19 protein-coding genes are annotated in these 26,248 nt (G+C 70.2%); 15 read left to right on the plus strand and 4 right to left on the minus strand.

The window, feature by feature from the left end; all coding sequences use genetic code 11:
- Window positions 1-2 precede the first annotated feature (2 nt).
- The 5 genes from gspM (at window position 3) to zwf (ending at window position 5,907) form a co-directional block, all read left to right on the plus strand.
- Window positions 3-560 carry a type II secretion system protein GspM gene (gspM, locus tag KRR26_RS05020; RefSeq protein WP_120201317.1) on the plus strand — a complete coding sequence of 186 codons (558 nt, stop codon included), beginning with the start codon at window positions 3-5 and terminating at the stop codon, window positions 558-560.
- A gap of 3 nt (window positions 561-563) precedes the next feature.
- On the plus strand, window positions 564-1,547 hold the full coding sequence (gene gspN / locus KRR26_RS05025; protein WP_120201319.1) for a type II secretion system protein GspN: 984 nt from the start codon (window positions 564-566) through the stop codon (window positions 1,545-1,547).
- 100 nt (window positions 1,548-1,647) lie between these two features.
- A complete protein-coding gene (locus KRR26_RS05030) occupies window positions 1,648-3,285 on the plus strand; it encodes a sigma 54-interacting transcriptional regulator (RefSeq protein ID WP_217079233.1) in 1,638 nt (545 codons plus the stop codon).
- Between the two features lie 126 nt (window positions 3,286-3,411).
- Window positions 3,412-4,434 (plus strand): phosphogluconate dehydrogenase (NAD(+)-dependent, decarboxylating), encoded by a 1,023-nt coding sequence (gene gnd / locus KRR26_RS05035; protein WP_120201323.1) that lies wholly within the window; start codon window positions 3,412-3,414, stop codon window positions 4,432-4,434.
- Window positions 4,435-4,437: 3 nt separating this feature from the next.
- Window positions 4,438-5,907 carry a glucose-6-phosphate dehydrogenase gene (gene zwf, locus KRR26_RS05040; protein ID WP_217079234.1) on the plus strand — a complete coding sequence of 490 codons (1,470 nt, stop codon included), beginning with the start codon at window positions 4,438-4,440 and terminating at the stop codon, window positions 5,905-5,907.
- 9 nt (window positions 5,908-5,916) lie between these two features.
- On the opposite strand, the gene KRR26_RS05045 is transcribed toward zwf, so the two are convergent.
- On the minus strand, window positions 5,917-7,929 hold the full coding sequence (locus KRR26_RS05045; RefSeq protein WP_217079235.1) for an APC family permease: 2,013 nt from the start codon (window positions 7,927-7,929) through the stop codon (window positions 5,917-5,919).
- A 314-nt stretch (window positions 7,930-8,243) separates the two neighbouring features.
- Between KRR26_RS05045 and KRR26_RS05050 the strand changes: the two genes are divergently transcribed.
- On the plus strand, window positions 8,244-8,753 hold the full coding sequence (locus tag KRR26_RS05050; protein ID WP_217079370.1) for an RNA polymerase sigma factor: 510 nt from the start codon (window positions 8,244-8,246) through the stop codon (window positions 8,751-8,753).
- A 13-nt stretch (window positions 8,754-8,766) separates the two neighbouring features.
- On the opposite strand, the gene KRR26_RS05055 is transcribed toward KRR26_RS05050, so the two are convergent.
- Entirely contained in the window at window positions 8,767-9,426 is a 660-nt protein-coding gene (locus tag KRR26_RS05055; RefSeq protein WP_120201329.1) for a hypothetical protein, read from the minus strand.
- Entirely contained in the window at window positions 9,426-11,603 is a 2,178-nt protein-coding gene (locus KRR26_RS05060; RefSeq protein ID WP_217079236.1) for a S46 family peptidase, read from the minus strand. Before KRR26_RS05060 ends, KRR26_RS05055 begins: the two co-directional genes overlap by 1 nt.
- Window positions 11,604-11,724: 121 nt before the next feature.
- Here KRR26_RS05060 and KRR26_RS05065 point away from each other — a divergent pair, with 121 nt between their 5' ends.
- Window positions 11,725-12,462, plus strand: a complete 738-nt coding sequence (locus tag KRR26_RS05065) for a M50 family metallopeptidase (protein ID WP_120201333.1) — start codon at window positions 11,725-11,727, stop codon at window positions 12,460-12,462.
- Between the two features lie 257 nt (window positions 12,463-12,719).
- Here the strand turns inward: KRR26_RS05065 and KRR26_RS05070 are convergent, their stop codons facing one another.
- Entirely contained in the window at window positions 12,720-13,379 is a 660-nt protein-coding gene (locus KRR26_RS05070) for an MBL fold metallo-hydrolase (protein WP_120201337.1), read from the minus strand.
- A gap of 62 nt (window positions 13,380-13,441) precedes the next feature.
- Between KRR26_RS05070 and KRR26_RS05075 the strand changes: the two genes are divergently transcribed.
- The 8 genes from KRR26_RS05075 to KRR26_RS05110 all read left to right on the plus strand — a co-directional run bounded on the left by KRR26_RS05075 (window position 13,442) and on the right by KRR26_RS05110 (window position 26,245).
- Complete coding sequence (locus KRR26_RS05075) at window positions 13,442-14,182, plus strand: hypothetical protein (protein WP_236068320.1); 741 nt, start codon at window positions 13,442-13,444, stop codon at window positions 14,180-14,182.
- Between the two features lie 295 nt (window positions 14,183-14,477).
- Complete coding sequence (locus KRR26_RS05080; protein WP_120202275.1) at window positions 14,478-16,850, plus strand: DNA gyrase/topoisomerase IV subunit A; 2,373 nt, start codon at window positions 14,478-14,480, stop codon at window positions 16,848-16,850.
- Between the two features lie 12 nt (window positions 16,851-16,862).
- Window positions 16,863-18,791 carry a DNA gyrase/topoisomerase IV subunit B gene (locus tag KRR26_RS05085; protein ID WP_217079237.1) on the plus strand — a complete coding sequence of 643 codons (1,929 nt, stop codon included), beginning with the start codon at window positions 16,863-16,865 and terminating at the stop codon, window positions 18,789-18,791.
- A 90-nt stretch (window positions 18,792-18,881) separates the two neighbouring features.
- Window positions 18,882-20,360, plus strand: coding sequence for a PEGA domain-containing protein (locus KRR26_RS05090; RefSeq protein WP_217079238.1), 1,479 nt, complete (start codon window positions 18,882-18,884; stop codon window positions 20,358-20,360).
- A gap of 25 nt (window positions 20,361-20,385) precedes the next feature.
- The gene (locus KRR26_RS05095) at window positions 20,386-21,597 is read left to right on the plus strand and encodes a PEGA domain-containing protein (RefSeq protein WP_120201343.1); all 1,212 of its coding nucleotides are present in this window, start codon (window positions 20,386-20,388) and stop codon (window positions 21,595-21,597) included.
- Window positions 21,598-21,645: 48 nt separating this feature from the next.
- A complete protein-coding gene (gene sppA, locus KRR26_RS05100) occupies window positions 21,646-24,129 on the plus strand; it encodes a signal peptide peptidase SppA (protein WP_120201346.1) in 2,484 nt (827 codons plus the stop codon).
- Between the two features lie 240 nt (window positions 24,130-24,369).
- Window positions 24,370-25,929 carry a transcription termination factor Rho gene (gene rho, locus KRR26_RS05105; RefSeq protein ID WP_217079239.1) on the plus strand — a complete coding sequence of 520 codons (1,560 nt, stop codon included), beginning with the start codon at window positions 24,370-24,372 and terminating at the stop codon, window positions 25,927-25,929.
- A 49-nt stretch (window positions 25,930-25,978) separates the two neighbouring features.
- On the plus strand, window positions 25,979-26,245 hold the full coding sequence (locus KRR26_RS05110) for a hypothetical protein (protein WP_120201350.1): 267 nt from the start codon (window positions 25,979-25,981) through the stop codon (window positions 26,243-26,245).
- Window positions 26,246-26,248: the final 3 nt, after the last annotated feature.

Genomic DNA, 26,248 nt, shown 5'->3' on the forward strand with positions numbered 1-26,248 from the left:
CCATGGGAAAACTTCGGGAACTCTTCGGTCCCCTCCAGACGTGGTTCGAGCGGCTGAGCGATCGCGAGCGCAAGCTCGTGGCGCTGGCGGGCTCGGCCGTGGTGGCGTTCACCGTGTTCGCCATCCTCTTCAGCTTCGCCAACAGCGCGCAGGGCTACCGCCGGCGCACGCAGGACAAGCAGGCGAAGCTCCAGGACGTTCAGGCGCTGGCCGCCAGCTACCGCGAGGCCCAGTCCGAGCGGCAGGCGGTGGAGCAGCAGCTGACGCGCAGCAACGTGCGGCTCATCAGCTACATCGAGGACAAGGCCACGGCGGCCGGCCTCACCGTGCCCAACATGACGCCCAAGGGAGACGTGGGGATCGGGGACGGGAAGATCATCGAGAGCTCCGTGGAGCTGACCTTCACGGACGTGGACCTGCGCAAGCTGACCGACTTCCTGCGCACGGTGGAGAGCGGCCCGGGCGTGGTGAAGGTGAAGTACCTCCGCGTAGAGCCGCGGCCCGCCACCGACACGCTGGCGGTGTGGACCACCGTCGCCACCTACCGGATGAAGCAATAAGCCATGAGCCCTGACTCCAAGCCCGCCCGCTGGAAGGTCGTCCTCGGCTACGCCGCGTTCGCGGTGGTTGCCTTCATCCTCTGCCTGCTGTTCACCTTCCCGTACGACGCGGTGCGCTCGCGCGTCGTCACCGAGGCCGCCGGGCAGGGACTTGCCGTGCGCATCGGCAGCCTGCGTCCGGGGCTGTATGGCATCACCGCCCACGACGTGCGCCTGAGCAAGCCGCCCGCGCCGCTGAGCCCGGACACGGTCGCGTCGCTCGCGCGCGGCGAGAGCACGGTGTTGGGCGCCGCGGAGTTGGGCGAGGCGCTCGTCTTCGACAGCGTGGCGATGCGCCCCACCCTCTTCCCTCCCGGTCTGGCGGTGAACGCCAGCGCCATGGGGGGCTCGCTCTTCCTCAGCGTGGGCGGGCTCTCCGACCTGGCCGTCCGGCTGGAGGCGCGGGGCCTGAAGGCCAACGGCGGCAACCTGCCGGCCTACACGGGCTTGGACATGGAGGGCAACGTGAGCGGGAACCTCGCGCTGAACATGCCGGGCTCGGTGTTCAAGATTGCCTCCGCGGACTGGTCCGCCGCGACGGGGACGCTCACGCTCGACACCAAGGGGCTGCTCATCAAGAGCGGCAAGGTGGCCATCCCCATCTCGCCTGGAAGCCCCGCCATGCCCATGGACGCCCCGCGCATCGAGCTGGGCGAGCTCAACGGGGACATCCAGTTCGACAAGGGCCTGGGCACGGTGAAGACGCTGACGCTCAAGAGCGATGACCTGGATGGCTCGGGCACCGGCACGGTGAAGCTGGGCAAGCGTCCGGAGTACAGCGAGCTGGCGCTGGACGTGCGCCTCAAGTTCGACCCGGACTTCCAGAAGCGGCTGGGGCCCCTGAGCATCGCGCTCAACTTCTTGCCGACGGACCGCGAGAACCCTCAGTACCGCGGCGGCAAGCTGACGGGCATGCTGAGCAGCGTGCGCTTCCAGCCCAAGCGCTAGGCCCGCGCGGGCCCCCGCGCCCGCTCCGGGCGTGGGGTTGAAAGCCGGCCAGCGCGCCATGTAAAGGCATCCCCGGACTGACCTTCTGGGAGTGGCTGGGATGCCGGAGCTGGTGTTCTTCCGTCGTGGCGAGGAGGTGTTGCGGGTAGGGGTGGAGCGTGCCCGGCTGGTGTTGGGGCGCGGCGACGCATGCGACGTGGCCATTCCAGACCCCGAGGTGAGCCGCCAGCAAGTGGCCCTCGCGTGGGACGGCCAGCGCTGCCTCGTGGAGGACCTGTCCGGCAAGGGCACCGTGGTGGCTGGCCAGCGCCTGGAGCGCGGCGAGCTGGCGGACGGCGCGGACCTGGAGCTGGGCCCCTGGCGCGCGGTCTTCCGAGTGAATACTCGCGGCGACGCCGAGCCGGACACCGAGGTGGGCGCGCACACGACGGCGGTGCGCGGTCCGGATGCGCGAACAGGACGCTGGCTCCCGGCCCAGGTGCGCGTGCGGCAAGGACTCTCCGAGTCTGTGCATCGGATGACGGGCGACAGCTTCACGGTGGGGAAGGACCCAGGCTGCGACCTGGTGCTCGCGCAGGACCGGTTCATCTCCGGTCGCCACATGAAGGTGACGCGGCGAGACAGCGCCTTCCAGGTGATGGACCTGCGCTCCACCAACGGCACGTGGGTGGGGCCCGTGCGAGTCCACGAGGCCGAGGTCGCGCTGCCCACCACGCTGCGCGTGGGCGAGACGGAGCTGGTGCTGGAGGCCGTGCCGGCGCAGCGCAAGGAGACGTCGTTCCACGGCATCATCGGGAATGACCCCTCCGTGCGCCGCATCGCGGAGCTCATCGAACGCGTGGCCCCGTCCACCGCCGCGGTGACCATCCTGGGCGAATCCGGCACGGGCAAGGAGCTGGTGGCGCAGGCGCTCCACGCGTGCTCGCCGCGCGCGGACCGCACGCTCATCCCCGTCAACTGCGCGGCCATCTCCAAGGAACTCATCGAGAGCGAGCTCTTCGGCCACGAGAAGGGCGCCTTCACAGGCGCGGTGAACGCGCGCAAGGGCGCCTTCGAAGAAGCGGATGGCAGCACCCTGTTCCTCGATGAGATTGGCGAGCTGCCCCTGGACGTCCAGGCCAAGCTGCTCCGCGCCCTGGAGAGCGGGGAGATCAAGCGCGTGGGCGCCAGCCGTCCGCTCCACGTGGACGTGCGCGTGGTGGCCGCGACGAACGTGGATCTGCTGACCGCGGCGCGCGAGGGACGGTTCCGCGAGGACCTGTACTACCGCCTGTGCGTCATCCCGCTGCACCTGCCCCCGCTGCGCAGCCGTCGCGGGGACATTGTCGCGCTGGCGGAGCACTTCCTGCGGCTCTTCGCGCCACGCGGCCAATCCGTGACGTTCACCCCCGCCGCCGCCGAGCGGCTGCAGCAGCACGCCTGGCCCGGCAACATCCGCGAGCTGCGCAACGTGGTGCACCGGGGAATGCTGTTGCGCAAGGGCGCCGCCGTGGACGCGGGCGACGTCTCCTTCGACCAGGAGCTGAACCGCGAGACGGGCGTGGTGGTTCCGGGGCTGCTACCCGGCATGACGCTGGAGCAGATGATGGAGAAGCTGGAGCGGCAGATCGTCGAGGCCGCGCTGCGCCGGTGCAACAACAACCGCGAGCGCGTGGCGCGCGAGTTGGGCGTGGCCCGCTCCACCCTCTTCAAGCGGCTGAAGGACTGGGGCCTCACGAGGCAGGACGAGCAGGAATAGGCCCGCGCGAGCGCGGGGCGGCCTTCCAGGCAGGCCCTGTGCTCGCCCCGTGCTGCCGCGTCCGTCCACCAGTGCTCACCGTGAGCACCGCCCCGTGGCGCAGACTCCCGGGGCGGGGAGGCGCGCATGGACGTGGGCATGGTGGGGTTGGGGCGGATGGGCGCGAACATGGCGCTCCGGTTGCTCCAGGCGGGACACCGCTGCGTCGTCACCGACATCCGCCCAGCGGCCGTGGATGCGCTCCGTCAGGAGGGCGCGACGGGCGCGGACTCGATCGAAGCGCTGGTCCGCCAGCTTGCCCCACCGCGCGCCGTCTGGTTGATGTTGCCCGCGGGGCTGGTGGACCTGACGCTCCAGGCCCTGATTCCACTGCTGGAGCCCGGCGACACCGTCATCGACGGCGGCAACTCGTACTACCTCGATGACCTGCGCCGCGCGGCCGAACTTCGGGAGCGGCACCTGCACGCCGTGGACGTGGGGGTGAGCGGCGGGGTGTGGGGTCGCCAGCGCGGCTACTGCCTGATGGTTGGGGGCGAAGCCGACGTGGTGACGCGGCTCGCGCCGCTGTTCGCCTCGCTCGCGCCCGGGGTGGCGAGCGCGGAGCGGCTGTCCGGCGACGCCTCGCCTCCCCTGCCCGCCGAGGAGGGCTGGCTGCACTGCGGGCCTCACGGCGCGGGCCACTTCGTGAAGATGGTGCACAACGGCATCGAGTACGGGCTGATGGCCGCCTACGCCGAGGGCTTCAACATCCTGCACAAGGCCAACGCGGGGAAGCATCCCCGCCCGGTGGACGCGGAGACCGCGCCGCTGCGCCACCCCGAGCACTACCTCTACGACTTCGACCTCGGGGCCATCGCCGAGGTGTGGCGGCGCGGCAGCGTCATCTCCTCGTGGTTGTTGGACCTGTCCGCGCGCGCGCTCCGGTTGGATCCCACGCTGCAGAACTTCTCCGGCCGCGTGGCGGACTCAGGCGAGGGCCGGTGGACACTGGAGGCCGCGGACCATGAGGGCGTGCCGGTGCCGGTGCTCGCCGCGGCGCTGTTCGCGCGCTTCAGCGCCCAGGGCGCGAGCACCTTCGCCAACCAACTGCTGTCCGCCATGCGCTTCCAGTTCGGCGGACACCTCGAGCGGCCCACCCCGGGAGCCTGAGCCATGGCTGAACTCCTGTCCGATGCCCTCGTCTTCTTCGGCGCCACGGGCGACCTGGCGTACAAGAAAATCTTCCCCGCCCTCCAGGCCCTGGTGCGCGCGGGGCGGCTCTCCTGTCCCGTCATCGGCGTGGCCAAGTCCGGCTGGACGTTGGAGCACCTGCGCCAGCGCGCCCGCGACAGCGTCATGGCGCACGGCGGAGTGGACCCCGTGGCCTTCCCCAAGCTGTGCGCGCTCTTGCGCTACGTGGACGGGGACTACCGCGCTCCGGACACCTACGCGCGGGTGAAGGCCGCCATGGGCGAGGCGACCTGTCCGCTGCACTACTTCGCCATCCCGCCGGTGCTCTTCGGCCGAGTGGTGGAGGGGCTCGCGCACGCGGGCGCGCTCGCCAATGGGCGCGTGGTGGTGGAGAAGCCGTTCGGACGGGATTTGACCTCGGCGCGCGCGCTCAACCAGGAGCTCCATCGCTTCCTGCCCGAGGAGTCCATCTTCCGCATCGACCACTTCCTCGGGAAGGAGCCGGTGCTGAACCTGCTGTTCTTCCGCTTCGCCAACTCGTTCCTGGAGCCGGTGTGGAACCGCCAGTACGTCAGCAGCGTGCAAATCACCCTGGCGGAGAGCATCGGCGTGCAGGGGCGCGGCTCGTTCTACGAGCAGGTGGGCGCGATGCGCGACGTGGTGCAGAACCACCTGCTCCAGGTGGTGGCGCTGTTGGCCATGGAGCCTCCCGCGGGCCCGTCCCCCGAGGACATCCGAGACGAGCGCAGCCGCGTCTTCCGTCACATGGTCGCGCTGGGGCCCGATGACGTGGTGCGCGGCCAGTTCACCGACTACCGCCGTGAGCCGGGCGTGGCTCCCACCTCCAACGTGGAGACGTTCGCCGCGGTGCGGCTGCACATCGACTCGTGGCGCTGGGCCGGGGTGCCCTTCTACCTGCGCGCGGGCAAGTGTCTGCCGGTGACGGCCACGGAGGTGCGCGTGGAGTTCAAGCGCCCGCCCTACCCCATCTTCGACAATGGCCACCCCGGCACGCCGGACTTCGTGCGCTTCCGGCTGGGGCCCGACGTGCTCATCTCCATCGGCGCGAGGACCAAGCGCCCGGGTGAGGCCATGGTGGGCGAGGACGTGGAGCTCATCGCCCTGCGCAACCGCGGCGCGCAGAAGGAGCCCTATGAGCGGCTGCTCGGGGACGCGATGCGCGGTGACTCGTCCCTCTTCGCGCGGCAGGACGCGGTGGAGCAGGCCTGGCGCGTGGTGGACTCCGTCCTCGGAGACGTCACGCCGTTGCATCTGTACTCACCTGGCACCTGGGGCCCCTCGGAGGCGGACGCGCTCATCGCGCCGGATACGCGGTGGCACGACATGCGCCAGCCCGACCTGTCCAGCTACGCCGCGCAGGCGCGCATGAGCGAACCCCACGAGGTGCGCTCGCGCGAGGCCACGCACGAGCACGCCCCGCAGACGGTGTAGCGCGGGCCCTCAGTGGGAAGGGGCCTCGTCGCCCGGGGATGCGCTCCACCAGGCGGAGTGAGGCTCGGGGCGCTCGGCGCTGGGCAGGTACCAGGGAACGCTGGTCACCACGAGCCGCCGCTCGTCGCTCATGAGGAGGGCGCTGCGGAGCACCTCGGAGCGGTGCCCATAGAGCGCGGCGCGCAGCCAGCGGCGCTCCAGCAGCTCGGGCAGCACCACCACCACGGTGCGAAGGGGCGCGGCCTCCAGCAGCGAGTCCACGTGGTCCAGCAGCGGCCACACCACGCCGCGGTACGGAGACGGGACATGAACGAGGCGCGGGGGTTCACGCCCCGCCGCGACCAGCGGCGCCTCCACGTAGCGGCGCCACGCGACATTCAGCTCCGCCTCCGAGTCCTCGCCCGTGCACACGTGCACCGCGTGGACGTCCTGGCTGAGTTCCAGCGCGAAGCACACCGCGGCCTCGGAGGCGTGGGACCAGCGGTCCACCGGCACGACGACGATGAAGGGCGGAGTGTCAGCCAGACGGATGGGACGCCGCAGTTCGGTGGCGCGGGCCATGCGCGCGTAGGCCGCGTGGACGCGCGAGAAGAGCAGGACCCCCATGGGAATGAGCAGGAGCGCGGCCCAGCCCCCCTCGGCGAACTTGGACACGCCGACGATGAGCAGCGTCAGCGCCGTCAGCACGCCGCCCACGCCATTGACCGCGCGCCGCCACTGCCAACCCACCTGCGCCCGGTGGCGGTTCCAGTGCACCACCATGCCGAGCTGCGACAAGGTGAAGGCCAGCAGCGCGCCCATGGCGAACAGCGGGATGAGGCGATCCGTGATGCCTCGGCAGACGATGAGGAGCAAGGCCGCCAGCAGCGCGAGCGTGAGGATGCCGTAGGAGAACACGAGCCGCCGGCCGCGATGCGCGAACGACACCGGGAGGTTGCGGTCCTGGGCCAGCAGTCGGCACACGCGCGGGAAGTCCGCGAAGCTGGTGTTGGCGGACAGCGAGAGGACCGCGAGGATGGTCGCCATGGCGCCGTAATAGAAGACGCCGCGCCCCATCACCGCGCCGATGAGCTGGGACAGCACGCTCTGGTAGCTCGAGGAGCCCGGCACGGTGGCGCCCACGGCATAGGCGCGGCACAGCACCGCCACGCCCGCCAACAGCGCCACGAGGGTGCCGACGATGAGCGCGAGCGTGGTGCGCGCGCGTCGGATGGAGGGGTCGCGAAACAGCGGGACGCCGTTGCTGATGGCCTCCACGCCCGTCATCGCCGTGCAGCCACTGGCGAACGCGCGCATCACCAGCCACACCGTGGCCGCGCCCGTGGGCGAGGGCAGCGGTGGCGGCGGAACCTCCGCGATGGGATGTCCCCCGTGGGACACCATCTGGAACGCACCCACGCCCAGCGTCGTCACCAGCGCGGCGATGAACAACCAGGTGGGGAGCACGAACACGGCGCCAGCCTCTCGGACTCCGCGCAGGTTGATGAGCGTGAGCAACGCGAGCAGACCCAGCGTGAGCGGGAGCGTGTACGTGTGCAGCGCGGGGAAGACCGACACGAGCGCGCCCACGCCCGCGGAGATGCCCACCGCCACGTTGAGCACGTAGTCGAGCATGAGCGCGGAGGCGGCCAGGCGTCCCGCGCGCGGCCCCAGGTTCTCGCGCGCCACGGTGTACGCGCCGCCGCCGTGCGGATAGGCCGCGATGGTCTGCATGTACGAGTTGGCGACCATCAGCAGCAGACCGATGATGCACGCCATCAGCGGCAGCAACAGCCACACGCCTTGGGTCCCCAGCGGGCGCAGCATGGTGAGCGCGGCCTCGGGGCCGTAGGCCGCGGACGACAGCGCGTCCAGGCCCAGCAGCGCCACGCCGGCCACGATGCCAATGCGCTCGTGCAGCGCCTGGGCCGTGGAGAGCGGTCTCCCCAGGAGGAAGTCGAGGACGCCCGAGCTCGCCCCCCGTCGAGTCCGTCGTCCCGGGGCTCGGTGCGCCCCTCGCTCCGGATCGGCCGCGCGCTCCATCCGTCCCTCCCTCGCCCGCACGCCACACGGCGCGCCCAGGACAAGCTGGGGCCCTCCCTGGCGCGCGCCCGCTGACGGGCGGCCCCATCGCCCGCCTCCTCGTCCGGCGCGCGACCCGGCATCCAGGGAGCCTCCTGCCATGTCCCCCCACCCCGCGGGACGAGCCCCACGTCGCGGACAGGCCCGTGCGCGGCCCTCACGGCCATGCCGGAGGAAATCGCCGGGTCCGGCCGGGCGGATTAGACCCTTCCAGGCGCTCGTGCGTTCCAGCCTCCAAGCCCTCTTCGGGGGAGCAGAGGAGACCCCCACGCATGATGCAAGCCGCCCTCATCCCGCTGCCCGCCCTCTCCGAGCTGTATGCCGAGCACCGTCCCCGCGCGCTGGCGATCGCCCGGCGCATCGTGGGGGACATCGACGACGCGGAGGACGTGGTGCAGGACGTCTTCTCCCGTCTGGCGCGCCGGAGCCCCGGGTTCGGCGGACGCGCGGCGTGGACCACGTGGCTGCATCGGGTGATGGTGAACAGCAGCATCAACTGGCTGCGCGCGCGCCGCCGTCGTGAGCGCCTCGGCCATGAGCCGCAGGAGCTCGCGTCCCCCGAGGCCCAGGCCGTGGGCGCGCAGATGCAGCGGCACTTCCACGAAGCGCTGGAGGAGGTCAACGCGCAGCAGCGTCAGGTGCTCTACCTGCGCGAGGAGCGCGGCCTGAGCTACCCGGAGATTGCGCGGCTGCTCCAGATTCCGGAGGGCACGGTGAAGAGCGCCCTGCACCGGGGACGGATCCGCGCCCTCGCGGTGATGGAGGAGCGCGGACAGCAACCGTGACGACGCCGCGGCGCTACTCGTCGCCCTTGCTGCCGACGAACTGGTCGCCCTTCTCCTTGAACAGGATGTTGAAGCTGGTGAGCGAGCCGTACACGCGCGTGACGTAGCTCTGCATCTCCACCTTCTCCGCGTCCGACAACTTCGGGTGCGCGTTGAGCTTCTGCTCCAGCACGCGCAACCGGTCGCGAATCATCACGACCTTGTGGAACAAGTTGTCGATGGGAAGGTCCTTGGCCTGCAGCTCCGGGTTGCCCGGGACGAGGCGCACCGTGCCGCCCTCCCACTTGTTGGCCAGCGGCGGCGCATCGGCCAGGCCCGCGGCCTCCCGGAAGATGTCCATCAGCTCTTCACGCGTCATGCTCAACCCTTCCAGGTCCACCAGTTCGTTCGGGTCCACGCGGCGCCGGATGATGACGGGGGCCACGGTCCGGGCCGTGCGCTCACGCCCGGCTCCGGGCTGCGCCGTCGGGGCCACCGCGGTGCCCCGAGGCGCGTACTTGTCGCAAATGGGAGCCGACGGAGGGTACAGCCCACGCTGGGGTTGGAGCCGACACGGCCCCACCCACCCTCGGTGGTCCACCGAGTGCGGGCTCCACAGCTTGCAGTTGCCGCAGACCTGCTCCTCGGGTCGGAACGTCGGCAGCGTGGGCAGTCCATCCGTCGCATCCGCCATCAGCGCGTCTCCTTCGCCACCGGCGCCCCCTTGCGCACGCCCAGCTCGCGCAGCAGTCCGTCGGCGTCCTCCACCTGATCCAACATCCACAGCACGTAGCGCACGTCCACGCTCACGTTGCGCGCCACGTCCGGGTTGTAGCCGAAATCGTTGGCCACGTTCTCCCAGACGCGGTCGAAGTTGACGCCCACGAGCTGCCCCTTGCCGTTGACGGTGGGGCTGCCCGAGTTGCCGCCCGTGGTATCCGCGTCCGCGAGGAAGTCCACCGGCACGTCCTTGAGGCGGGGATCCGCCCAGGCCCCGAAGCGCTTCGCCTCGGCCACCGCGCGCACCTTCTCCGGCGCGTTGAAGGGCTCCTGGCCCGTGTGCTTCTCCAGCATGCCGGTCAGCGTGGTCTGCGGCGTGTAGATGACGCCGTCGCGCGGCGCGTAGCCCTGCACCTTGGCGAAGGTGACGCGCAGGGTGCTGTTGGCGTCCGGCGCCACCGGCTTGCCCGCGTGCGCCATCACGGCCTTGCGCCACGCCGGCCGCAGCCGGGACATGGCGCCCTGGCGACGGTCCTTCAGGTCATCCAGCGCGGACTGCTCCTTGGCCAGGTCCAGACCGAAGGCGAGCAGCGGATCCTTGCGCGCCTCCAACTGCGCCACGGACTCCCCCACCATCTTCAGGCGCTCCTCCAGCGTGAGCACCTTCGTCTGCGCGTAGAGGGCATCGATGCGCGCGGTCAGCTCCGCGTCGGTCGAGGCCTTGCCGAAGTGGGTGTCGATCGAGGCGATGCGCTCGTCGGGCCCCAGCGCCTGCGCGCGCTTGACGAAGGCGAACAGCACCTTCTTGTCCGCGGTGAGGAAGAGGTTCTTCTGCTCGCGCTCCAGCCGGTCCTTGATGCGCGGCAGCTCGCGGTCCATGTACTCGGGGCGCCGCTCCATGTCCGGCTTGGCGCGCTCCTGGGCCAGCCGCGCCACCGTCGTGGCCAGCGCCGTGCTGCGCGCCAGACGTCCCGACATGGCCAGGAGGAACTCGCGGTCATAGGTCGCCGCGGCGGCGCGTCCTTCCGCGAGCAGCGCCTCGCGCGCCTGGAGGGACTCGGCCCACTTCGCGCCGCCCTTCTCGGCCCACGACACCACGGCCGCCTCGGCCGCGTGCTGCTTCTGCACGATGTGGCCGCGCTTGAGGCCCGCGAGCTGCCCGCCCGAGTTCTTGTAGAAGTTGTTGAGGCCCTTCACCAGCGAGGCCACGGCGATCTTCCCCGCTGGGTCCTTCTCGCCCTCGGCCTCCATGATGCGGATGGCCTCGCCCACGACGTCGCGCACCTTCGGATAGAAGCGCGACTCGCGCTCGGCCATCTCGTCCGCCAGCAGCGTGCGGAACGTGGTGCCCGGGTAGCCCAGCACCATGACGAAGTCGCCCGGCTTCACGCCTTGGGTGGCCAGCGGGAAGAAGAACTCCGCCTTGTAGGGCACGTTCTTGTCGCTGAACGGCGCGGAGCTGCCGTCCGGCGCGGTGTACGCGCGGATGATGGCGAAGTCACCGGTGTGGCGCGGCCACATCCAGTTGTCCTCCTCGCCGCCGTACTCGCCCACCTCGCGCGGCGGCGCGTAGACGAGCCGCACGTCCTGCAGCTCCACCGCGTCCACCAGCGTGTAGTTGACGCCGCCGTCGAACGTGGCGACCTGGCAGCGCGTGGCCGGGCGCTTCTCGCACTCAGCGACCAGCTCCTTCTGCTTGCGGTCAATGGCCTTGTAGCGCGTGAGATCATCCGCGCCCGTGGGCACCGCGGCGAGCACCTCCGCCGTCACGTCCTTGAACGCCCGCGGCACTTGCACGCGCGAGCCCTTGCCGGGCAGCTCCTCCGAGCGCTCCTTGGCGAGGAAGCCCTGGGTGATGAGGTCCTTCTGCGGGCTGCTGTGCTCCTGGACGATGGAGAAGGCGCAGTGGTGGTTGGTGATGATGAGGCCGGTGCCGGAGATGAAGGAGCCGGAGCACCCACCCGTGTTCACCGTGCCGGCCAGGAGGCCCGTGCCACGCTGCGGATCCCACAACTTCTTGGGAGGGAGCTGAAGGCCCTGGGCCTTGAGCCACGCAGGGTCCAGTTCCAGGACCTGCTGCGGGGTCCACTTCCCTTCCCCAGCGAACGCTGGGGCAGCCACGAGCGAGAGGAGAAGGAGCGTCTTCTTCATGGTCCTCCCTCCCTACCCCGTCCGCCGCCCGCACGCGACTCCTCCAGTACGCAGCGAGCCGTTTTCGCGGAAGATGGACCAGACTTAGGAGTTCCCGTGTCCAGGGGAGGGAGCAACCGATATGCGAACCGCGAGCGGAGCCACGCTGGACCTGGGACGGATGACCCTCCTGCTCTTGCTGCTGGGAGTGTCCTGGTATTTCTGGGACTCGCCCGTGTTGTGGCCCCTGAAGCTGCTGGTGGTGATGATGCATGAGAGCGGACACGCGCTCGCCACGCTGCTCGTGGGGGGCTCGGTGGATCGCATCCATCTGGCGGCCAACGAGTCCGGCGCCTGCCTGTCCCGTCTGCCGCCCGGCGTGTTCAACCAGGTGGTGGTGTACTCCGCGGGGTATGTGGGCAGCGCGGTGGCGGGCTCGCTGCTGATGCTGGCCACGTTCCGGTTCCACGCGCGTCGGTGGGTGCTGGGCGCGGCGGGCGTGTGGCTGGCGGTGATGGGGTTCTTCTACGCGGGCGACGGCTTCACGCTGATGTTCTGCCTGGGCACGGCGGTGGTGATGGCGCTGGGCGCGCGGTTCCTGCCGGATGGACTGGTGGACGCGGTGAACCTGTTCCTCGCGGCGTTCACGGCGCTCTACGTGCTGTTCGACCTGCGCGATGACCTGTGGAACAGCGCGGTGCGCGCGCACAGCGACGCGGCGCTGCTGGCCGAGCTCACCTGGGTGCCGTCCATCATCTGGGCCGCGGTGTGGTCACTGCTGTCCGTGGCGCTGCTGGGACTGTTCGCCTACTGGTCCCTGCACGCCCGGCCGCGCAGCGGAGTGCAGATGCCGCCCGTGCCCCGAGCCCGGCGGGCCTGACCCCGGGCCTCCTGAGCGAAGTCCTCGGTCCTGTCGCGGCCGGAAGCACACTGCTGGCGCGCCGGCACCGACATGGCCGCGATGCCCCCGCCCAGAATCACCGTCCCCGGGTCGCGGTGAGGCCCGCGGAAGAAATCCTCGAGAGAAAGCCCCCCGCCCAACAGGAAGATGAACGCGAAGACGCCCACCTGCATCCAGAGCTGGGGGCACGCCGCGGGGGCGAAATACGCTTGCCACCACCCGAGCATCCTCGGACCTCACTTCCTCGGGCGCATGCGGAACGCGACGAACGAGGCCACGTCCGGGAACGCGAAGTAGGGGTTCGTCTTGCGCACCAGGTCCATGCCGGCCACGGGCACGTCCGCGTAGTCATGTCCCGGGAACAGCCGCGCGGTGTCCGGCACCTTGCCGAGCACCTGCGACAGCGAGCGATACATGTCCTCCGGATTTCCCCCTTTCATGTCGCACCGGCCGCACCCACTGATGAACAGCGTGTCCCCGGACACGAGCGCGTCCTGAGCCAGCAGGCAGTGTGAGCCCGGGGTATGACCCGGCGTGTGCAACGCCTGGAACGCGCGTGCACCCACGAGCACGGAGTCCCCCGCGCCGAGCCGGCGCAACGCATCACCGCCCACGTCGCGCAGCTCCGGTGAGAAGTCCACCTCCGCGCCCTGCGCGTAGACGGGCACGTCGTGGCGGGAGAGCAGCTCGCCCAGCCCATTCATGTGGTCGAAGTGGCTGTGAGAGATGAACGCGCCCGCCACCCGCTTGCCGTCGGCCGCGACCGCCGCCTCGATGGCGGGCACGTCCCACGCGGGGTCCACCACCACGACCTCGGAGCCGTCCGCCGGCCCCACGAGGTAGACGAAGTTGTCCATCGGCCCGAGCTTCAGTTGGCGCACGTACGGCGTCGGCATGGTCGCCTCCAATCGGCCCACTCTACGCGGAAGGCTTGAAGGCGAGGGCCGCTCCCACTTGAATGCGTCCCCTGCCCCGCTCCCGCCAGGAGGTCTCTCCCGTGATTCGTCTGCCCGCGCTGCTCGCCTGTACCCTGCTCCTTGGAGGGAGCGCCGCCGCCGCGGGGAAGACCAACGTCACCTTCCGCTACAAGCCGCCCATGGACGAGGAGCGTCCCGTCATCACCGACGCCACCGTGGGCCCGCAGGGCAGCGACTTCGCCATGCGCCTGCGCTTCGACAAGCTGCCCTGGGGCGACGACTGCAAGAACCGCTGCGCCAACGCCACCCTCTTCCTCGACACCGACGCGAACCCCCACACCGGCCTGCGCCTGGGCAACGGCGCCCCGGAGAACGGCGCGGACCTGGCCGTCATCATCCAGGGCGCTCGCGACTACAAAGAAGGCGGCACCTCGTCCGCCTTCCTGCGCGTGAAGGTGCGGCAGCTCGGAGACGAGGCCAAGAGCGCGGATGACGGCGAGCTGCTCGCCGAGCTCAACCACCGCCAGGACCCCGAGCGCGTCCAGTCGGACGGCACCACCGTCTACGTGCTCGTGGACGCCACCACCGCCACCCTGCCCTCCGGCCGCAAGGTCCGCGTCATCTACCACCCGCCCGGAGCCAAGCCCGTGCAGGGCACCGTCTCCGGCATGCTCGGCAGCGGGGCGGGCAGCAGCGTGCAGATCTTCAAGGGCACCAACAACGGCAAGACGAGCGGCAAGGCGGGCAACTGGAGCCGCGCCCCCGCTGCGGGCACCAAGTAGCCCCTCGGTCCTCCGCCTCCCTTCCGCCCCCCCAGCGACGGCCCTCCAGGCCGGTCGCCGGGCACCCTGTTCCCCACGATTCCCAGGGGTTGCGCGAGAGCCCGGGCCGCGGATAGAACTGAACAAAAGTTCAGATAAAGCTGCGCGGAGATGACGCAACCTCCCGAATTCGTTCTCAATGTCGGGGGGGCGTGGTAGTTCCGCCGCCCTCATAGAGTTGTGCCACCCAGCCCGCGGAGTGCGGAAGGCGCCCACCGCGTTGGGTACGGAACGGACCCATCTGGATTCCATGACCATGCTCGCAGACGCCGAAACGAAGACGCGAAAGAAGCAGGGGGCCTCGGGCAGCGGCGGAGGCGGCTCCTCCGCGTCCGGCGGCGGCGGTGACGGCAACGGGGTGCCCGCGTCCCTGGGCGAGGAAGCGCGCCGGCGCTACCTCAACTACGCGCTCTCCGTCATCACCTCGCGCGCCCTTCCGGACGTGCGCGATGGCCTGAAGCCGGTGCAGCGCCGCATCCTCTACGGAATGTGGAACGACCTGAACCTGTCGTTCGACACGAAGTACCAGAAGTGCGCGCAGGTCGTCGGCGCCATCATGGGTCGCTACCACCCGCACGGCGACGCCTCCATCTACGACGCGCTCGTGCGCATGGCGCAGGACTTCTCCCTGCGCTACCCGCTGGTGGACGGGCACGGAAACTTCGGCTCGCTCGACGGCGACTTCGCCGCCGCCTACCGCTACACCGAGTGCCGCCTGGAGAAGCTGGCCACGGAGCTCTTGCGCGAGCTGGAGAGCAAGACGGTCGACTTCCGGCCCAGCTACGACGGCACCCGCAACGAGCCCATCGTCATCCCCGCGCGCGTGCCGCAGCTGTTGATGAACGGCACCACGGGCATCGCCGTCGGCATGGCCACCAACATCCCGCCCCACCACCTGGGCGAGCTGCTGGACGCGTTGATGGCCCTCATCGACGCGCCCACCCTGGCCACCAAGGACCTGCTCAAGTTCATCAAGGGCCCGGACTTCCCCACCGGTGGGCAGATCCTCAACAGCAAGCCCGAGCTGCGGGAAATCTACGAGACGGGCCAGGGCAGCGTCCGCATCCGCGGTGAGTGGAAGACCGAGGAGCTCAAGCGCGGCGGCCTGCAGATCATCGTCACCTCCATCCCCTACACGGTGAACAAGTCCACCCTGGTCGCGAAGATTGGCGACCTGGTGCGCGAGCGGAAGCTGCCGCTCATCGTCGACGTGCGCGACGAGTCCACCAAGGAGGTGCGCATCGTCCTGGAGCTGAAGAAGGACGCCAATCCCGAGCTGGTGATGGCGTACCTCTACAAGCACACCCCGCTCCAGACGAACTTCGCGGTCAACCTCACGTGCCTCGTGCCCTCGGAGAACCCCGAGGTCGGCACGCCCAAGCGGTTGGACCTCAAGACCATCCTCCAGTACTTCCTGGACTTCCGCTTCGACATCGTGACGCGGCGGCTCCAGCACGAGCTGGCGGAGCTGAAGAAGCGCGTCCACATCCTCGAGGGCTTCGAGAAGGCCTACGACGCGCTGGATGAGATCATCCGCATCATCCGCCAGTCCGAGGGCAAGCAGGACGCGGCGCAGAAGTTGATGGCGCGCTTCAAGATGGACGAGCTTCAGGTGGACGCCATCCTGGAGATGAAGCTCTACAAGCTGGCCCGCCTGGAGATCCTCGTCGTCCAGAAGGAACTCAAGGAGAAGCGCGCGGAGATCAAGCGCATCGAGGGCGTGCTCAAGGACAAGAAGAAGCTGTGGGGCACCGTCAAGGACGAGTTGGGCGAGATTCGTCCCTACGCGGACAAGCGGCGCACTCGCGTCGGGGGCGCCGGGGCCGAGGAGATGGAGTTCTCCGCGGACGCGTTCATCGCGGACGAGGACGCCCACGTGGTGCTCACCCGGGACGGGTGGATCAAGCGCGTGCGCGAGGTGAAGGACCCGTCCACGACTCGCTTGCGCGAGGGCGACGCGGTGATGACGGTGCTCGCCGGCAGCCTCAAGGCGAACCTGGTGCTGCTCAGCAACTTCGGCACGGCCTACGTCACGCGCTTCAACGACGTGCCCGCATCCACGGGCTACGGTGACCCGGTGCAGAAGTTGTTCAAGTTCGACGACGGCGAGCGCGTGGTGGGCGCCCTCTCGCTGGACCCGCGGCTGCATCAGCCGGAGAAGCTGGTGGCGGTGACCAAGCAGGGCCTGGGGCTCCGCTTCCTGCTCGCGCCGCACACGGAGGTCTCCACGCGCGCCGGACGGCGCTACGCCAAGACGGGCGAGGGCGATGAGATCATCGGCACGCAGCCGGTGGGCGAGCGCGACCTGTTGGGCGTGCTGACGGAGAAGACGCACGCGCTCGTGTGCAAGGTGGCGGAGGTCAACGAGCTGGCCGGCCCGGGCAAGGGGGTCACCGTCATCAAGGTGGAGGACGGCGACCGGGTGGTGGACTTCCTGGCCGTGGCCCCGAACCAGAAGGACGCGATGCTCGAGTTCGAGACCCAGAAGGGCCGCAAGCTGCACCTGACGCCCGCGAAGAGCGAAGTGACGGGCCGAGGCGGCAAGGGCCACGAGATGTCTCGGCGCGACGCGGTGAAGGACGTGCTCCGGCCCGTCACCTTCGTGCCGCTCCCCGAGAAGAAGGAATAGTCGGAGGACCCCATGGCGAAGAAGGAAAGCTACACAGGCGCGGACATCCAGGTCCTCGAGGGCCTGGAGCCGGTGCGCAAGCGGCCGGCCATGTACATCGGGGGCACCGACAGCACGGGCTATCACCACCTGCTGTGGGAGATCCTCGACAACTCGGTGGACGAGGTCATCAACAGCTACGCCACCACGGTGGAAGTCACCCTCCACAAGGACGGGCGCACCATCACCGTCGTGGACAACGGGCGCGGCATCCCCGTGGACATCATGCCGCGCTTCAAGAAGCCGGCCCTCGAGGTCATCCTCACCACGCTGCACTCGGGCGGCAAGTTCGAGCAGGGCAACTACATCCACTCCGGCGGTCTGCATGGCGTGGGCAGCTCGGTGGTGAACGCGCTGTCGCGCAAGATGCAGGTGGAGATCAAGAAGGACGGGAAGAAGCACGTCCAGACGTACGCGCGCGGCAAGGCGACCTCCACGCTGAAGGTGGATGGCGCGGCGCGCGGCACCGGCACGTCCATCACCTTCGAGCCGGACCCCGAGATTTTCGGCGAGAAGCTCAAGTTCGACGCGGAGCTGGTGCGCGAGCGGCTCGAGGCCAAGAGCTACCTGCACAAGGGCATGACGGTCGTCTGGAAGGACGAGACGGCCAGCCCCGTGGTCAACGCCACGTACAAGCACGACGGCGGCATCGCCGAGTACCTCACCAAGGTGGTGACGGAGCGCAAGAAGCCGATGGTGCCGGAAAGCAGCACGGCCTTCTACCACTCGCGCGACAACGGGGTGCGGCTGGAGGCCGCGCTGGCGTGGACGGAGGCCACCGACGAGCACATCCGCAGCTACGTCAACGGCATCCCCACCGGCATGGGCGGCACGCACGAGGCGGGCCTGCGCAGCGCCGTGGTGAAGGCGGTGCGCAACTACATCGAGACGCACGACCTGACGCCCAAGGGCGTGACGCTCACCGCGGAGGACATCCGCGAGGGCATCACCGCCATCCTGTCCGTCTACGTGGTGGAGCCACAGTTCCAGGGTCAGACGAAGGGCCGCCTCAACAACCCGGAGGTGGCGGGTCAGGTGGACGGCGTCATCCGGCCGGCGCTGGAGAAGTGGCTCAACGACAACAAGTCCATCGCCGAGACGGTGCTCGCGCGCATCATCATCGCGGCCCGGGCCCGCGAGGCGAGCCGCGCGGCCTCCGCGGCGGTGACGCGCAAGACGGCGGTGAGCCACCGGCTCAATCTGCCGGGCAAGCTGGCGGACTGTTCGTCCACGGATCCGAGCGTCAGCGAGCTGTTCATCGTGGAGGGTGACTCCGCAGGCGGCTCGGCCAAGCAGGGGCGCGACCGGCGCACCCAGGCCATCCTTCCGCTGCGCGGCAAGGTGCTCAACGCGGAGCAGGCCTCCACGGACAAGGTCGCCACCAACCGCGAGTTGCAGGACATCGTCAGCGCGCTGGGCTGCGGAATCGGCGCGGAGTTCGACAAGTCCAAGCTGCGCTACGGCCGGGTCTTCCTCCTGATGGACGCCGACAGCGACGGGCACCACATCGCCACGCTGCTGTTGACGTTCTTCTACCGGCACCTGCGCCCGCTCATCGACAGCGGCGCGGTGCACATCGCGCAGCCGCCTCTCTACCGCGTGGACATCGGCAAGGAGACATACTGGGCGCTGGATGAGCCGGACCGCGACCGCATCATCCGCGAGAAGGGCCGCTCCAACTCCAAGCCCAACATCATGCGGTTCAAGGGACTCGGCGAGATGACCGCCGACGAGTTGAAGGAGACGACGCTCGACCCGAAGAACCGCATCACGCTGCGGGTCACCATTGACGATCCGCTGGAGACGGATCGCATCATCAACGACCTGATGGGCAAGGACGTCAGCGCTCGGTACAAGTTCATCACCGAGCGCGCCGGAGAGGTCCAGGATCTGGACGTCTAGGCAACGCGGCCGGGGGGCGGTCGGAGGCCCATGGTCTTCCGCCCCCCGTGTCGGTTAGCATCGCCGGCCGTGCCCTTCGCTCGCCTTGTAATGTTCCTCGCGCTCGCGATCTCGCTGAGCGCTCCTTCCGCCGATGCCGCTTCCCGGACGCGCCGGTCGAAGGCGGCCAAGACGTCCAAGTCCACCAAGAAGCCCTCCGCGACCAAGTCGTCGGCCGCTGACTCCTCCGAGGCCTTCGAGCCGCCGGAGAGCGTGACGCCCTCCGAGCCGCTCGCCGAGCCCGCCCCCACGACGGCGAAGACTCCCGCGACCTCGACGAAGACGGGCCCGGCCGTGGCCACGCCCGTGAAGACGGCGCCGGAGCCCGCCGCGCCGCGCGTGAAGGAAGCGCCCGCGCCCGCGGTGGCCTCTCGCCAGGTGGCGGTGTTCGCCACCGCGCGCCAGCCCCAGGCCGCGGAGGCCGCGGCCAAGCTCGAGGGCGAGCTGATGCGGATGCTGCGCTCGCGCAACGACGTGGAGTTCGTGAGCCTGGCCTCGGCCTTCCCTCCCGCGCCCGCGATGCCGACGCCGAAGGCCGACGCGCTCTTCGATGAGGGCCGCTCCGCGTACGACAACCTGGACCCCGAGGCCGCCGCCGCCAAGTTCAAGGCCGCCGCGACCGCGTACACCCAACAGCCGGCGGACATGCGCGCCGAGAAGCTGGGCGAGACGTACCTGATGCTCGGCGCGTCGCTGCTGCTCAACGGCGACATGCCCGGCGCCCGCGCCGCCTTCACCCACGCGCTGGTGGCCGAGCCGACGACGCGGCCCGACACGGCCCTCTTCGGCCAGGACGTGCAGAAGGCGTTCTCCGAGGCGCAGGCCGAGCTGGCCAAGCAGGCGCCGGGCACGCTCACGGTGGAGTCCGTCCCCGAGGGCGCCACGGTGCTCGTGCGCGGTCGCGAGGTGGGCACCACGCCGCTCAAGGGCGTGACGCTGCCTCCGGGCGGCTATCCGGTGGTGGTGCAGCTCGCGGGCTACACCGCGTACGCCACGTACACCGAGGTGAAGGCCTCGGGCGCGGCGGACGTGAAGTCCAAGCTGGAGCCGTCGCCGGCACACTCCGCGCTGCGCGAGGCCGCCGGCCGCGCGTCCACCGCGCAGGCCTTCGACGCGAAGGAGGCGGCGCCCGAGGTGGGCGCGCTCGCCGAGCGGCTGGGCGCGCGCTACGTGGTGCTCGCCGCGGTGAGCCAGGACAAGAAGGGCCGCTTCCAGTCCGAGTTGCAGGCGTGGGACCTGCGCACGAAGAACCGCCTGCGGGGCCTGGAGGTGGAGCTGGCCGCGCGCGATGGCAAGCACAGCCTCACGTACGCGGCGGACCAGGTTCACACCTTCCTCACCGGTCCGGTCGTCCCGGTGGACAGCGGCTCGACGCCCACCGCGTCCTCGGCGGTGTGGCGCAAGCCGTGGTTCTGGGCGGCTGTGGGTGGCACTGCGGCGGTCGCCGCTGGAGTCGTCTTCGTGGCGACGCAGGACAAGGGCCGTGGCTTCAACCCCATCAGCGGCATGCCGGGCGGCGTGACGTTCTGACAGCAGCCTGCCAGGATTCCCAGCCATGAAAGTCCTCGCGCTCGCCCTCCTCCCGGCCCTCGCGCTCGCCGCCGCCCCCGCCGCGCCCAAGCGCACCGCGGCGCTCCTCATCCCGATGGATCCGCCCTCCGAGTCGGCCAGCGTGCAGATGGAGGGCTACATGAGCGACGCGCTCGGGCAGTTCGCCAACTTCTCGGTGCGCAAGTCGTCAGACCTGTTCGGCCTGCCGGATGACGAGGCCGCCCAGGCCTCCCTCCAGCGCGCGAAGAAGGGCTACGAGGAGAGCGTCAAGTCCTTCGACGCCAAGGACTACGAGGACGCGGAGCACAAGGTCCGGGCGACGATGAAGGAGCTGCAGACGGCCACGGCGGCCATGCGCTCCTGCTCGCCCCTGTGCGACTCGCTCGCGCTCTATGGCGCCATCCTCCAGCTCCGCGGCGACGTGGAAGAGGCGAAGCTGGCCATCATCGACCTCATCGCCCTGGCGCCGACCTTCGAGCTGAATCCCAAGCGCTTCAGCCGCGACTTCATCACCTTGCGCGTGCAGGTGGCGACGAGCCGCACCTCGCAGCTTCGTGGCAGCGCGAACATCAAGTCGCGCCCGGCCGGCGCCCGCGTGTACGTGGACGGCGAGCCCCAGGGTTACACACCGCTGACCATCTCCGCGATGACGGTGGGCAAGCATCTGGTGCGAATCGAGCGCCCGGGCTTCCGCCAGCACGGCGAGGTCATGGAGGTCACCCCGGACGACGTGGAGGTCAACGCGAACCTCTCCCCCACCCCGGCGTACAAGGCCTATGACGCACAGCTCGACCGGGTGGCGGGGGACGTAGGCCGCACGAACGTCCCGAGCTCCGCCGCGGTGATGAACCTGGGCAAGTCGCTGAAGTTGGACCGCGCGCTGCTCGGCACGGTGCGCGCGGTGGGTGACGGTACGTCCGAGCTGACGGTGTCGCTCTTCGACACCACCTCCGGCAAGCGCCTGGGCTCGCGGCGCATGGTGCTCCAGGGCGACGAGTTCGGGCAGCTCAAGTCGGAGATGGAGCGCGTGGTGAACCAGATGGTCAACACGGTGGAGGGCGGCGAGAAGGTCGTTCGCAGCTCGGATCCGCTGGACGGCCGCGCGGGCACCGAGGACTGGGGCGCCGAGGACCGCGGTGGTCGCACGCGACAGTCCGAGAAGAAGCGTTCCGGCAAGGACCCGTTGGACGGGGTGTCGGGAACCGAGGAATGGTGAGGCGCGGCGCTTGTCCCCGGGGCCTCGCGGCCTAGAGTCCCGGGGCGTATGCGCCTCCTCCCCCTGCTGTCGCTGCTGCCGTCGCTCGCGCTGGCTCAGACGAGCGACATCGTCCAGGACGCCGTTCCACCGCGCGGGGTGACGCTGCCCCCCACGGGCATCGCGCTGTCGGACGAGGCTCCGTCCTTGACGCTCAACCCGGCGGGCCTGGGCTTCATGGACGCCGCGCAGCTCTTCTACCTGCACGAGCGCGACGTGGACCGGGACGCGCTGGGCGATGGCGTCTACCTGGGCGCGCGGCTGCTGGGCCTGGGCGCGGGCTTCTCGCTCGAGTGGATCCGCGGCCACGGCGAGCCGAACTACCGCAAGACCTCCTTCGGTCTGTCGCTGGGGCCGCGCACGCTGAAGCTCGGCTTCGCGTACCACGACTTCAGCTCGGACACGCGGAGCATTGACCGGCTGTCCACCTGGGACCTGGGCCTCACGGCGCGCCCCAGCCGCGCGCTGTCCCTGGGAGCCGTGGTCCAGGAAATCAACGCGCCGGACGAAGACGGCCTGAAGCTGCGGCGTCGCTACGGGTTCGGCGTGGGCCTGCGCCCCCTCGATGAGCGCTACACGCTGGGCATCGACTGGCGCTTCACGGAAGGCGCGTTCCGCCGAGGACAGGCCACGTACACGCTCCAGGCGGAGATGACGCCGGGGCTGCGCGTGGGCGCGGGGGTCTCCCACGGCTTCGAGCACGGCGTGCCCCTGGCGCTCCAGGTGTCCGCCACCCTGGACCTGGGACATGCGGGCCTCACGTATGCGCTCGGCGGCTCCGATGGCGGGCTGGACCACGTGATTGCCGTGCGCCTGTCCAGCGAGCGCTACCGCGGCCTTCGCTCGCCCGGTGGGGTCGTCACGCTGTTGGATCTCAACGATGCGCTGTCCAGCAACGTAAGCCCGGCGCTCGCGCTGTTGGGCGTCAGCGAGACGGACCCGTACCTGCGGCTGATGCGCTTCCTAGATCTGGCCGCGCGCGACGAGCGGCTGCGCGGCGTGGTGGTCAAGATGGAGGGCCTGCCCGGCGTGGGCTGGGGCACGGCGGAGGAGCTGCGGCAGGCGTTCCTCCGGCTGCGCGCCGCGGGGAAGAAGGTCGTGGCGGTGTTGCTGTCCGCGGACGACAAGGCGTACCTGGCCGCGTCCTCGGCGGATGGGGTGTACGCGCTGACCGAGGCGTCGCTGCCCATCAACGGGCTGGCCGTGTCCATGATTTCGCTGGGCGGCACGATGGAGAAGCTGGGCGTCACCTGGGACGTGGCGCGCGTGGGCGAGTTCAAGACCGCGCCCGAGCAGTTCACCCGCACGGACCTGAGCCCCGCGCAGCGAGAGACCATCAACGGCTACCTGGACACGCAGGTGGCGCACTACGAGCAAGCCGTGGAGGCCGGGCGCAAGCTGTCCCCCGAGCGTCAGCGCGCCGCGTGGGCCCAAGGGCTGCTGTCACCTCGGCGCGCGTTGGCCGCGGGCCTGCTGGACGGCGTCATCTCCGCCACGGAGCTGGACGCGCGCGTGGCCGAGTGGGTCCCCGGCGCGAGTTTCGATCCGACCTACTCCCCGCGCGACGAGCGAGAGAACCGCTGGGGCCACCGCCGCCGCATCGCCATCGTCCCGGTGATGGGCGACATCACGGGGGGCAGCAGCCGCGAGGATCCGTTCGGACTGGCGCGCATCGCGGGCGCGGAGACGGTGCTGCGCGGGCTGCAGGACGCGCAGGATGACCCGTCCGTCGTCGCCATCGTCGTGCGCGTGGACTCGCCGGGCGGTGACGTGCTCGCCTCGGACCTCATCTACCGCGCGGTGCTCGAGGCCCGGAAGCACAAGCCCGTCATCGCCTCCATGGGCGACGTGGCCGGCTCGGGCGGCTACTACGCCGCGGTGGGCGCCGACGAAATCCTCGCCGAGCCCACCACGCTCACCGGCAGCATCGGCGTCTACTACATCAAGCCCGCGCTCCAGGGGCTGGGCGCCAAGCTGGGCGTGAACGAGGAGACCGTGGTGCGCGGCCCCATGGCGGACCTGCTCGGCACGTGGCGGCCGTGGACTCCCGACGAGCAGGCCGCGGTGCAACGGTGGGTGGAGGACTCCTACGACGTGTTCATCACCGAGGTCGCGGCCCGTCGGAAGCTGGACAAGGCGCGGGTGGACGCGGTCGCGCGCGGGCGCGTCTGGAGCGGCCAGGACGCGTTGGCCCGAGGACTCGTGGATGGCATGGGCGGCCTCTTCGATGCCGAGGCCGCGGCGCGCAAGCGGGCGGGCGTGAAGGAGTCAGAGGAGTTGGACGTGGTGGTGATGGGCGGCGCCAAGGGGCTCCTGTCCCGATTGGACGGAGAGCCGGGCGTGCACATGCTGGCGGGCCTGCTGCTCCCCCGCCCGCCCCCGGGTCCCCCGGAGGCCTTGTCCGCGCTCGCCCGCGAGCTGGGGTTGGACTCTCCCGAGGTGCTGCGCGGGGGCCTCAAGGCCATGGTCCCCTTCACGCTCACCTTGCACTGAAGAGGTCCGACGGCGAACACGCACGCCGGGAACGCGAAATTCTGGGAGCCCCCGGCCCCGGCCTCTGTTAGGGTTGCGAATGCCTCCCGGCCGGCTCTCGGGCCGCCGGGGTGCTCCAGGGACGGGCGGTTCGGCCTCCTCGAAGGCCCCGCGTCCGTCACCCTGTCCCACCAACCTGCATCCTGGCGTCCCCGGCCTCCCTACGGGAGCGCCCACGCAAGACGCGCAGCGTGGAGCCTCATGAGCGAGAATCCCGACAACGACCCCCGCGTCCCCCCACCGCCCGCCGCGGCGGCTCGACCGCCTCCGCCCCACGACGCGGACGACGACGGGGGTGACGACGAAGGCGACGACGGCCCCGATGAGGGCGAGTCGCCCGCGGGCGGCCCCGCACAAGCAGGCGGCCCCGGCGGGCAGCCGAGCGGCCGCCGCCGCCGCCGCCGCCGCCGCCGCCGTGGTGCCCAGGTGCTTTTCACCCCGGACGGGCAGGCGTACCGCATGCAGGCGGGCCCGGACGGCCAGCAGGTGCAGGTGTTCCTCACCCCGCAGGAGCTGGAGCAGTACCGGCAACGCCAGGCCCAGCAGCAGCAACAGCAACAGCAACAGCAGCAACAGCAGCAGCAGCAGCAGGGAGGCGGGCAGCCCCAGCAGACGCAGCAGCAGCGTCCGCACCACGGCGGAGGCCAGGCCGCGCCCCAGCAGAACCTGTCGCCAGTGGAGGGCGTGCTGGACACGGAGGCCAAGGGCCCCAACGCCTTCCTGCGTCAGGTGAAACGCAACCTCTTGCCGGCGCCGGACGACCCGGAGCTCCCAAAGAACCTCGTGCAGAAGCTGCGGCTGCGTCAGGGGCAGTACCTGACCGCGTTCGCGCAGATGCGCGGCCACAAGGGCATGGTGCAGAAGGTGGACACGGTGGACGGCCGCCCGCTGGACTCCGCGCCGCGCCTCCCCCACTTCGCCGACCTCACGTCGGTGGACCCGCTGGAGCGCCTGAAGCTGGAGAGCGGCCACCGCGAGATGGTGACGCGGGTGTTGGATCTCATCTCGCCCATCGGCAAGGGGCAGCGCGCGCTCATCGTCGCGCCGCCCAAGACGGGCAAGACGATCATGCTCCAGCGGATCGCCCAGGCCGTCATCACCAACCACCCCGAGTGCCACGTCATGGTGCTGCTCATCGACGAGCGGCCCGAGGAAGTGACGGACATGCGCCGGAGCATCAAGGCCGAGGTGCTGGCCTCCAGCTCGGACCGGCCCACGGGGGACCACCTCAAGGTCGCGGAGCTGGCGCTGGAGCGGGCTCGCCGCCTGGTGGAAGCAGGCAAGGACGTGGTCGTCCTCCTGGACTCCATCACGCGACTGGCGCGCGCCTACAACAAGGAAGTCGACAGCTCGGGCCGCACCATGACGGGCGGCGTGGACAGCCGAGCCCTGGAGCGCCCCAAGCGCATCTTCGGCGCGGCGCGCGCGACGGAAGAGGCCGGCTCGCTCACCATCATCGGCACGGCGCTCATCGACACCGGCAGCCGAATGGACGAGGTCATCTTCGAGGAGTTCAAGGGCACGGGTAACTCCGAGGTCACGCTCGACCGGCTGCTCGCGGAGAAGCGCGTCTTCCCGGCCATCAACATCGCCCAGTCCGGCACGCGCAAGGAGGAGAAGCTCTTCACCCAGCGCGAGTACGAGAAGGTGAAGAAGCTGCGGCAGATGCTCTTCGCCGTGAAGCCGGTGGAGGCCATGGAGGCGCTCGTCAAACGGCTGTCGCGGTACACGTACAACGACGAGTTCCTCGACGAGCTGTAACCCCTCGCGGGGGTGGTGTGGCGGGCCCGGGTGTGCGTAAGGTGGAGCCATGATTCAGGGCTCGGGCCGCTGCCACTACCACCCGGACCGCGCCGGCCTCGGCGTCTGCGTGGAGTGCCGGCGGGTCATCTGCCGCGAGTGCACCACGCAGTTCGAGGGCATCAATCGCTGCGCCACCTGCCTCCAGCGTCGCCTCCAGGCGATGGAGGGGCCGGCCGCGCGCAGCGATTGGAGCGCGGGCCATGTCCTGCTGGCCTTGGTGGGCGTGGCCCTCGTCTGGGGCGGCATCTTCCTCGCCGCGCACGTGGTGAGCTGAGCG

Source organism: Citreicoccus inhibens (assembly GCF_019039035.1).
Lineage (GTDB): Bacteria > Myxococcota > Myxococcia > Myxococcales > Myxococcaceae > Citreicoccus > Citreicoccus inhibens.

Bases quoted from the DNA above. Each gene is read 5' to 3' on its own strand.
- gspM (WP_120201317.1), top strand. From the start codon at position 3: ATGGGAAAACTTCGGGAACTCTTCGGTCCCCTCCAGACGTGGTTCGAG.
- gspN (WP_120201319.1), top strand. From the start codon at position 564: ATGAGCCCTGACTCCAAGCCCGCCCGCTGGAAGGTCGTCCTCGGCTAC.
- KRR26_RS05030 (WP_217079233.1), top strand. From the start codon at position 1,648: ATGCCGGAGCTGGTGTTCTTCCGTCGTGGCGAGGAGGTGTTGCGGGTA.
- gnd (WP_120201323.1), top strand. From the start codon at position 3,412: ATGGACGTGGGCATGGTGGGGTTGGGGCGGATGGGCGCGAACATGGCG.
- zwf (WP_217079234.1), top strand. From the start codon at position 4,438: ATGGCTGAACTCCTGTCCGATGCCCTCGTCTTCTTCGGCGCCACGGGC.
- KRR26_RS05045 (WP_217079235.1), bottom strand. From the start codon at position 7,929: ATGGAGCGCGCGGCCGATCCGGAGCGAGGGGCGCACCGAGCCCCGGGA.
- KRR26_RS05050 (WP_217079370.1), top strand. From the start codon at position 8,244: ATGCAAGCCGCCCTCATCCCGCTGCCCGCCCTCTCCGAGCTGTATGCC.
- KRR26_RS05055 (WP_120201329.1), bottom strand. From the start codon at position 9,426: ATGGCGGATGCGACGGATGGACTGCCCACGCTGCCGACGTTCCGACCC.
- KRR26_RS05060 (WP_217079236.1), bottom strand. From the start codon at position 11,603: ATGAAGAAGACGCTCCTTCTCCTCTCGCTCGTGGCTGCCCCAGCGTTC.
- KRR26_RS05065 (WP_120201333.1), top strand. From the start codon at position 11,725: ATGCGAACCGCGAGCGGAGCCACGCTGGACCTGGGACGGATGACCCTC.
- KRR26_RS05070 (WP_120201337.1), bottom strand. From the start codon at position 13,379: ATGCCGACGCCGTACGTGCGCCAACTGAAGCTCGGGCCGATGGACAAC.
- KRR26_RS05075 (WP_236068320.1), top strand. From the start codon at position 13,442: ATGCGTCCCCTGCCCCGCTCCCGCCAGGAGGTCTCTCCCGTGATTCGT.
- KRR26_RS05080 (WP_120202275.1), top strand. From the start codon at position 14,478: ATGCTCGCAGACGCCGAAACGAAGACGCGAAAGAAGCAGGGGGCCTCG.
- KRR26_RS05085 (WP_217079237.1), top strand. From the start codon at position 16,863: ATGGCGAAGAAGGAAAGCTACACAGGCGCGGACATCCAGGTCCTCGAG.
- KRR26_RS05090 (WP_217079238.1), top strand. From the start codon at position 18,882: ATGTTCCTCGCGCTCGCGATCTCGCTGAGCGCTCCTTCCGCCGATGCC.
- KRR26_RS05095 (WP_120201343.1), top strand. From the start codon at position 20,386: ATGAAAGTCCTCGCGCTCGCCCTCCTCCCGGCCCTCGCGCTCGCCGCC.
- sppA (WP_120201346.1), top strand. From the start codon at position 21,646: ATGCGCCTCCTCCCCCTGCTGTCGCTGCTGCCGTCGCTCGCGCTGGCT.
- rho (WP_217079239.1), top strand. From the start codon at position 24,370: ATGAGCGAGAATCCCGACAACGACCCCCGCGTCCCCCCACCGCCCGCC.
- KRR26_RS05110 (WP_120201350.1), top strand. From the start codon at position 25,979: ATGATTCAGGGCTCGGGCCGCTGCCACTACCACCCGGACCGCGCCGGC.